Source organism: Streptomyces sp. RP5T (genome assembly GCF_003933965.1).
GTDB lineage: Bacteria > Actinomycetota > Actinomycetes > Streptomycetales > Streptomycetaceae > Streptomyces.
Map to the genome: position 1 here is coordinate 1 of NZ_RSAJ01000398.1, position 7,946 is coordinate 7,946.

General features: G+C 72.0%; 7 protein-coding genes. 3 read left to right on the forward strand and 4 right to left on the reverse strand.

Going from position 1 to position 7,946, the window contains the following annotated elements; all coding sequences use genetic code 11:
- On the forward strand, positions 1-1,182 hold a 1,182-nt coding region (locus EHS43_RS31150), incomplete at its 5' end, for an alkaline phosphatase family protein (protein WP_148104128.1).
- A 73-nt stretch (positions 1,183-1,255) separates the two neighbouring features.
- Positions 1,256-1,915, forward strand: coding sequence for a thymidine kinase (locus EHS43_RS31155; RefSeq protein ID WP_125194039.1), 660 nt, complete (start codon positions 1,256-1,258; stop codon positions 1,913-1,915).
- Positions 1,916-1,933: 18 nt separating this feature from the next.
- On the opposite strand, the gene EHS43_RS31160 is transcribed toward EHS43_RS31155, so the two are convergent.
- The gene (locus EHS43_RS31160) at positions 1,934-2,725 is read right to left on the reverse strand and encodes a VOC family protein (protein WP_125194040.1); all 792 of its coding nucleotides are present in this window, start codon (positions 2,723-2,725) and stop codon (positions 1,934-1,936) included.
- A 299-nt stretch (positions 2,726-3,024) separates the two neighbouring features.
- On the opposite strand from EHS43_RS31160, the gene EHS43_RS31165 reads away from it, so the two are divergent.
- Positions 3,025-3,882, forward strand: a complete 858-nt coding sequence (locus EHS43_RS31165) for a sulfurtransferase (protein ID WP_125194041.1) — start codon at positions 3,025-3,027, stop codon at positions 3,880-3,882.
- 61 nt (positions 3,883-3,943) lie between these two features.
- Here the strand turns inward: EHS43_RS31165 and sepH are convergent, their stop codons facing one another.
- The 3 genes from sepH to EHS43_RS31180 all read right to left on the reverse strand — a co-directional run bounded on the left by sepH (position 3,944) and on the right by EHS43_RS31180 (position 7,927).
- Positions 3,944-4,978 carry a septation protein SepH gene (gene sepH / locus EHS43_RS31170; protein WP_125194042.1) on the reverse strand — a complete coding sequence of 345 codons (1,035 nt, stop codon included), beginning with the start codon at positions 4,976-4,978 and terminating at the stop codon, positions 3,944-3,946.
- Positions 4,979-5,409: 431 nt separating this feature from the next.
- Positions 5,410-6,729 carry a D-arabinono-1,4-lactone oxidase gene (locus EHS43_RS31175; protein ID WP_125194043.1) on the reverse strand — a complete coding sequence of 440 codons (1,320 nt, stop codon included), beginning with the start codon at positions 6,727-6,729 and terminating at the stop codon, positions 5,410-5,412.
- A complete protein-coding gene (locus EHS43_RS31180; protein WP_125194044.1) occupies positions 6,689-7,927 on the reverse strand; it encodes an MFS transporter in 1,239 nt (412 codons plus the stop codon). The genes EHS43_RS31175 and EHS43_RS31180 overlap by 41 nt, the downstream gene beginning before the upstream one ends.
- Between the last annotated feature and the right edge of the window lie 19 nt (positions 7,928-7,946).

A 7,946-nucleotide genomic window follows, 5' to 3' on the forward strand; every position in this document is an offset into this window, starting at 1 on the left:
GCCTGGGACCACCCAGAACCCCTCGCCCTCGACACCGCCCCCGTCCCCGAGTACGGCAGCGGCTCCCTCGCCGACCTGCTGCCCACGCTCGCCGCGGGCATGGCCGTACCCGGCACGACCGCCGTGATCCAGGAGCTCACTCCCGCCGACCGGAACTGCGTGTTCCTGATCGACGGCCTCGGCTGGGAGCAGCTGAAGGCGCACCCGGACGAGGCGCCCTTCATGGCCTCCCTGCTGCCCGGCTCGCGCGGCGGCACCGGCCGCCCGCTGACCGCCGGCTACCCGGCGACCACCGCGACCTCCCTCGCCTCCGTCGGCACCGGCCGCCCGCCCGGCGCCCACGGCCTGCCGGGCTACACCGTGCGCAACCCGGCCACCGGCGAGCTGATGAACCAGCTGCGCTGGCAGCCGTGGACCAAACCGCAGGTCTGGCAGCCGTACCCGACGATCTTCCAGCTCGCCGACCAGGCCGGGGTGCACGCCGCCCAGGTCTCCTCGCCCACCTTCCAGAACACCCCGCTGACCAAGGTCGCGCTCAGCGGCGGCACGTTCCACGGGCGGCTGTCCGGCGAGGAGCGCGTGGACCTCGCGGCCGAGCAACTCGCGGTCGGCGACCGCTCGTTGGTCTACACGTACTACGCCGAGGTCGACGGCGCGGGACACCGCTTCGGCGTCGACTCCGACACCTGGCGCGGCCAGCTCATGTACGTCGACCGCCTGGTCCAGCGCCTCGCCGAACAACTGCCCCCGAACAGCGCGCTGTACGTCACCGCCGACCATGGCATGATCGACATCCCCTTCGACGAGCAGCACCGCATCGACTTCGACGAGGACTGGGAACTGCGCGCCGGGGTCGCCCTGTTGGGCGGCGAGGGCCGGGCCCGCCACGTCTACGCGGTGCCCGGAGCCGCGGGCGACGTGCTGACCTGCTGGCGCGAGGTCCTCGGCGAGCAGTTCTGGGTCGCCTCCCGGGACGAGGCGGTCGCCGCAGGCTGGTTCGGGCCGCCGGACCAGTTCGACGAGCGGGTGTACGACCGGATCGGGGACGTGGTCGCCGCCGCGCGGGACGACGTCCTGCTCATCGCGTCCGAGCGGGAGCCGAAGGAGTCGGCGATGGTCGGCAACCACGGTTCGATGACCCCCGCCGAGCAACTGGTCCCCTTGCTCGAAGTACGCTCCTGAAGCTCCTGAAGCCGACCGGGCCCCCTCCGAGTGGGCCCCTTCGCCCACACAACCGAAAGGTGCTCGACCTCCCATGCCCGAGCTGGTGTTCTTCTCCGGAACCATGGACTGCGGGAAGTCCACGCTGGCTCTCCAGATCGAGCACAACCGTTCGGCACGCGGACTGACGGGCATGATCTTCACCCGGGACGACCGGGCCGGCGAGGGTAAGCTCTCCTCACGGCTCGGCCTGGTCACGGACGCCGTCGAGGTCGAGGACGGCCAGGACTTGTACGCCTATCTCGTCGACCACCTCTCCCGCGGCGGCCGCGCGGACTACGTGATCGCGGACGAGGCGCAGTTCCTCGTGCCCGAGCAGATCGACCAACTCGCGCGGATCGTCGACGACCTGGACCTCGACGTCTACGCCTTCGGCATCACCACCGACTTCCGCTCCAAGCTGTTCCCCGGCTCCCAGCGCCTGGTGGAGCTTGCCGACCGGGTCGAGGTCCTCCAGGTCGAGGCCCTGTGCTGGTGCGGCGCCCGGGCCACCCACAACGCCCGAACCGTCAAGGGCGAGATGGTCGTCGAGGGCGCTCAGGTGGTCGTCGGCGACGTCAACCAGGCCGACGACATCGGCTACGAGGTCCTGTGCCGCCGGCACCACCGCCGCCGTATGACCGCGACCACGGCACGCGCGGCCGCGCTCTCCCCGGACGTCCTGCCGGTCCCGTCGGCCGGGGCGGGCTTCTGAGCCGAGGCCGTCAGGGCTTCAGCGCGGGTTCTCGATCAACGAGAAACGCGCCCCCTCCGGATCCGCCACCGTGGCCACCCGACCGTGCGGGCTGTCGTGCGGCGGGCGCAGCACATGCCCGCCCAGCTCCACGAGAAGACGGGTGGCGGCGGTCGCGTCGGACACCTCGAAGTACGTCATCCAGTGCGGCCCCCGGTCGCGGGGGAGGGCGTGGCCGACGCCGTGGAGGCCGGCCACGGGGCGGCCGCCGGCGTACAGGGTGACGTAGTCGAAGTCGGCGGAGACCACCGGCTCCCCTTCGAGACCGAACACCGTCTCGTAGAACTTGCGGACGCTCACCGTCTCGTAGGTGAGCAGCTCGTGCCAGGCGGGAGTGCCCGGCACGCCCGCGACGGAGGTGCCGAGGTGGGCCGCCGCCTGCCAGACGCCGAAGACGGCGCCGGACGGGTCGGAGCCGATGACCAGCCGCCCGGCGTCCTTGGCGTCCAGCGGGCCGACCCCCACCGTGCCGCCGCACAGCCGCACCGACTCGGCCGTCAGCTCGATGTCGTCCGAGGCGAGGTAGGGCGTCCAGGCGACCGGAAGCTGGCGGTCGGGCGGCAACTGGCCGATTCCCGCGACCTCCTGGCCGTCCAGCAGGGCCCGGACATAGGGTCCGAGCTGCTGCGGGCCCGGCACGAACTCCCAGCCGAACAGCGAGCCGTAGAACTCCTGGGTCGCCGCCATCCCGTGCACCATCAGACTCACCCAGCAGGGCGTACCGGGCGTGTGCCGAGCGGGCGGGGCGGCCGACCCCCTTGCCTCGGTCATCGTCACTCTCTCCTCGGCCCCTCGCGGTGGCCGTGTCGTGTCCGCGGTCCGGACCTCCGTGCCGATGCTCGCACCACCCGCGGCGTCGCGGGCTCCGGGCGCGCCGCCCCGCGGCTTCCGTGGGTCGGCAGGGCGCCCGGCGCGCGGGTGCCCGACCGTCGGTCACGCGACGGTCTGCGGATGTCGATCGGCGGTACAGCATGTGCCCGTTCCCGTACGCCTGGTGACCGGGCCTGTCCGGCGGAGCAGAGTAGCCGGACCTGGACGACGCGGCCACCCCGTGCGCGAGGATGGTGGCCATGAACGCCATCATCTCCGCATCCGAACTCGCGAGCGACCTGGCCGGCCCCAAGCCGCCCGTCCTGCTCGACGTCCGCTGGCAGTTGAGCGTGGCCAAGGCCGCGGGCGAGCCGCCCTTCGACGGCCGGGCCGAGTACGCGGCCGGACACATCCCGGGCGCCGTCTACGTGGACCTGGACCGGGAGTTGGCCGGCCCGGTCGGCAGCGGCGGCCGGCATCCGCTGCCCGAGCTCGCGGAGTTCGGCGCCGCGATGCGCCGGGCGGGCGTCTCCTCGAACACCCCGGTGGTCGTGTACGACGGCGGACAGGGCTGGGCGGCCGCCCGCGCGTGGTGGCTGCTGCGCTGGACGGGTCACCCGGACGTGCGAGTCCTCGACGGCGGGTTGCCGTCCTGGCGGGGGCCGCTGCAGTCCTCCTTGCCGGGTTCCGCCCTCGCCGAGGGTGACTTCGTGCCGGTGCCCGCGGCGGCCGGTCTGCTCGACGCCGACGCGGCCGCGGCGCTGGCCCGCTCGGGCCTGCTGCTGGACGCGCGCGCGGGGGAGCGGTACCGCGGCGAGGTGGAGCCGATCGACCGCGTCGGCGGTCACATCCCGGGCGCCCACTCCGCGCCCACCACGGACAACGTCGGCCCGGACGGACGCTTCCTGCCCGCGGAGGAGCTCAGCGCCCGCTTCAAGGCCCTCGGCGCCACCGACGGCACCGAGGTCGGCGTCTACTGCGGCTCCGGCGTCTCCGGCGCCCACGAGGTGCTGGCCCTGGCGGTCGCGGGCATCCCGGCCGCGCTGTACGTCGGTTCCTGGTCGGAGTGGTCCTCGGACCCGGAGCGACCGGTCGCGGTGGGCCCGGATCCCCAGTAGCCGGACGACGGAAGGGCCCGCCTCTGTCCGAGGCGGGCCCTTCTCACAGCCGTGGGACCGGCTACTCCTGCTTCTTGCGCCGGGTGCCGAACACGATCTCGTCCCAGCTCGGAACGGCCGCTCTGCGGCCCGGACGAACGCCGTCGGCCTCGGCCTGGCGGTCGGTCGCGCCGATGAGGCGGTCGCGGTGGCTGGCCACCGAACGCGGCATGAGGACGTCCGCGTAGGCGGAACCGGCCGAGGCCGCGGGAGCCGGCGGCTCCTCCACCTCGGGCTCCTCCTCCAGGGCGGGCGGTTCCTCGATGCTCGCCGTCTCGGAGGGCCGCTCCGGTACGACCATGTCGCCCCGGAAACTCGGTACGGCCTCCAACAGGCTGGTCAGCGAGTCCCGTTCGCCGGCGCTCTCCTCGACGGGCTCGGCCGGTGGCAGGCTCGGCCGGTCGAGGGCGCGGTCCAGCGGACGGTCCCGCGGCAGCCGTGCGATCCGCGGCACGAACGGGAAGCTGGGCTCCGGCGCGCCGAGGTCCTCGGACTCGCCGATCAGCGAGCGGGCCTCCTCGTCGACGGCCTGGACGAGCCGCCTGGGCGGGTCGTACGTCCAGCTCGCCGAGTGCGGTTCGCCCGCGACGCAGTAGACCAACAGGACCTCCCAGGTGCCGTCGTCGCGGCGCCAGGAGTCCCACTGGACGGTGTCCTTCTCGGCCCCGCGCAGCAACAGCCGCTCCTGCACGGCCTCGCCGAGCTGCGGTCCGGCGTTCTCGCCGGGCCGGCGGACCGGGGTCTTGCGTGCGCGTTCGGCCATGAAGGCGCGCTCGGCGAGCACGGGGCCCTCGAAGCGCCGTACACGGTCTACGGGGATGCCTGCGAGCTGGGCTACCTCTTCCGCGGTGGCACCCGCGCGTATACGCGCCTGGATGTCGCGGGGACGGAGATGGCTTTCGACCTCGATCTCGATCTGACCGAGGCGGGGACGGTCGCCGCGCACCGCTGCGCGCAGCCGCTCGTCGATCGGAAGCGTGTACTCCGTTGAGTCGGCAGCCTTCAGCACCAGCCGTGTGCCGTCATTGGAGACGGCCACGACACGCAGTTCGGGCATGGGGACCTCCCGGGTGGTGCCTGCCGACGTCACGTGCGTCGCTGCTTCCGCTAGTCGAGTGTGGCCTGCCCGGGTGCAGCCTGCCACAACCTTGCCGAGTTGCCCGGCGTGTCGGGCACGGGCCCTGGATCGCCGTTATGGCACGGTTACCTATTCGCAACGCTAAGTGACCAACTCCGTCACCCTGTGCAACTAGCCCCCTCCCGGCCGCCCTTGAAGGCCACGGACGCCCTGGCGGGAGACCGGACCCAGGGCTCGCAACAGTACTCCATTTGGGCCACGTGCGTGGATTGGCGCGCCACTCAACTTCGTTCAAGAAACGCTGTCCGGCCGTTCGTTGAGCAGTTTTCAAGATCTTGGACGTGGCGCAGTTCACGGAACCACCAGAGAGGGAGCTGTCGGCTTCGTGCGTATGTCCGGCGACCGCGTGGTTATGCCCCCAGCACCCGACGCAAGTAGTCGTTCTGGAACCGGCGGTCGGGGTCGAGGCGGTCGCGGAGCGCGGTGAACTCGCCGAAGCGGGGGTAGACCCCGTCGAAGTACTCGGCGTCGCGCGTGTGCACCTTGCCCCAGTGCGGGCGCCCCTCGTGCGCCGTGAAGATCCGCTCCGCGGCCGTGAAGTACGCCTGGTACGGCGTTCCCTTGACCATGTGGACCGCGATGTACGCGCTGTCGCGGCCCGAGGCGGTGGACAGCGTGATGTCGTCGGCGGGGGCGGTGCGCACCTCCACGGGGAAGCTGACCCGCAGTCCGGAGCGCTCGACCATGGTCTTCAACTCGCGCAGCGTCGCGACCACGGCCTCGCGCGGGACGGCGTACTCCATCTCCACGAACCGCACCCGGCGCGGCGACGTGAAGACCTTGTACGGGATGTCGGTGTACGTCCGTGCCGACAGCGCCTTGCTGGAGATCCGCGCGATCGAGGGGATCGTGCCCGGCGCCGCGCGGCCGACCCACTGGGCCATCTGGAAGACGCCGTTGGAGAGGAACTCGTCCTCGAACCAGCCCTGGAGCTGCGGCACCGGCTTCTCCGGGCCCGCGCTGCGGTTGTTGCGCTTGGTGTTGGTGCTGCCGGTGTGCGGGAACCAGTAGAACTCGAAGTGTTCGTTCTCGGTCCACAGTTCGTCGAAGTCGCTGGTGACCCTGTCGAAGCTCATCGGCTCCTCGCGGGCCGTGAGCAGGAAGATCGGCTCGACGGCGAAGGTGATCGCGGTGACGATGCCGAGCGCGCCCAGCCCGATCCGGGCGGCCGCGAAGACCTCGGGGTTCTCCTTCTCGGAGCAGGAGAGCACCGAGCCGTCGGCCGTGACCAGCTCCAGGCCCCTGATCTGGGCGGCGATCGAGCCCGACTCGCGGCCCGTGCCATGGGTTCCGGTGCTGGTGGCTCCGGAGACCGTCTGCTCCATGATGTCGCCCATGTTGGTGAGGGACAGGCCCTCACGCGCGAGAGCCATGTTGAGCCTCTTGAGCGGTGTGCCGGCCTCCACCGTGACGGTCATGGTGTCCCGGTCGATGGTGCGGATACCGGTCAACAGTTGAGGGCGGATCAACACACCGTCGGTGGCGGCGATCGACGTGAAGGAGTGGCCGGTGCCGACGGCCTTCACCCGCAGACCGTCCTCGGCGGCCTTCCGTACGGCAGCGGTCAGCTCGTCGACCGAGGCGGGTGTGACCTCCCGCGCGGGACGCGCGGCCACATTGCCGCCCCAGTTACGCCACGTGCCGTTCCTCGCGCTCGCTGCCGTGCTCAACGCTGCCTCCCCGACGTGGATCCGGCCTCTTGAGCCGGCGGTACCCCAGGAATCCGACCGCGACCGCGACGGCCCCGGCCACCGCCGGAACCCCGTACCCGGCGCGCGCACCGGCCGCGTCGATCACCCAGCCGGCCACGGAGGAGCCGAGCGCGACCCCGACCGCGAGCCCGGTACTGATCCAGGTCATCCCCTCGGTCAGTTGCGCGCGTGGTACGTGCTGCTCGATCAGGGACATCGTCGTGATCATCGTGGGAGCGATGGACAGGCCCGCAACGAACAGCGCCACGGCCAGAAACGGCAAGTTTCCGACCAGTAGGAGGGGGATCATACTCACGGCCATCGCGCATATGCCCAGCAGCCAGCGAGGTTCGGGCCGTCCCCCGAAGTGCAGCAGCCCGAACACCAGGCCCGCGACGCAGGAACCGGCCGCGTAGAGGGCGAGCACCAGGCTCGCGGCGCCCTTGTGGCCCTGCTCGTCGGCGAAGGCCACGGTGACCACGTCCACCGCCCCGAAGATCGCCCCGGTCGCCACGAAGGTGGCCACCAGGACCTGCAGGCCCGGCGCGCGCAGCGCCGAACGGCCGCCTTCCTGCGTACGAGGGTGCGGGGCAGGCTCGGTGGCCCGCTGCGCGGTCAGCCAGAACACGCCGACCGCCAGGAAACAGGCGGCGAGCAGCGGGCCCGCCTCCGGGAACCAGGCGGTGGACAGCCCGATGGAGATGATCGGCCCGAAGATGAAGCAGACCTCGTCGATCACCGACTCGAAGGAGTACGCGGTGTGCAGCTGCGGGGTGCCCCGGTACAGGGCGGCCCACCGCGCACGGATCATCGCGCCGAGGCTCGGCACCGAGCCGATGCCGACCGCGCACACGAACAGCACCCAGTCCGGCCAGCCGAAGTGCGCGGCGAGCAGCATCCCGGCGGACGCCACCAGCGCGACGAGCGTCGCCGGGCGCAGCACCCGCCGCTGGCCGTGCAGGTCCACCAGCCGGGAGACCTGCGGGCCGATCGCCGCGGCGGCCAGCGCGATGGTCGCCGACAGCGAGCCCGCGAGCCCGTACCTGCCGGTGAGCTGGGAGATCATCGTGACCACGCCGATGCCCATCATGGACAGCGGCATCCGGCCGACGAAGCCCGCGGCGGAGAAACCCTTGGAGCCGGGGGCGGCGAACAAGGCGCGGTAGGGGCTGGGCACGGGGTCTCCGGTCGGGCGG

What these genes read in the sequence shown, in the direction of transcription:
- EHS43_RS31160 (WP_125194040.1), bottom strand. Translation starts at nt 2,725, where the DNA reads ATGACCGAGGCAAGGGGGTCGGCCGCCCCGCCCGCTCGGCACACGCCC.
- EHS43_RS31155 (WP_125194039.1), top strand. Translation starts at nt 1,256, where the DNA reads ATGCCCGAGCTGGTGTTCTTCTCCGGAACCATGGACTGCGGGAAGTCC.
- EHS43_RS31165 (WP_125194041.1), top strand. Translation starts at nt 3,025, where the DNA reads ATGAACGCCATCATCTCCGCATCCGAACTCGCGAGCGACCTGGCCGGC.
- sepH (WP_125194042.1), bottom strand. Translation starts at nt 4,978, where the DNA reads ATGCCCGAACTGCGTGTCGTGGCCGTCTCCAATGACGGCACACGGCTG.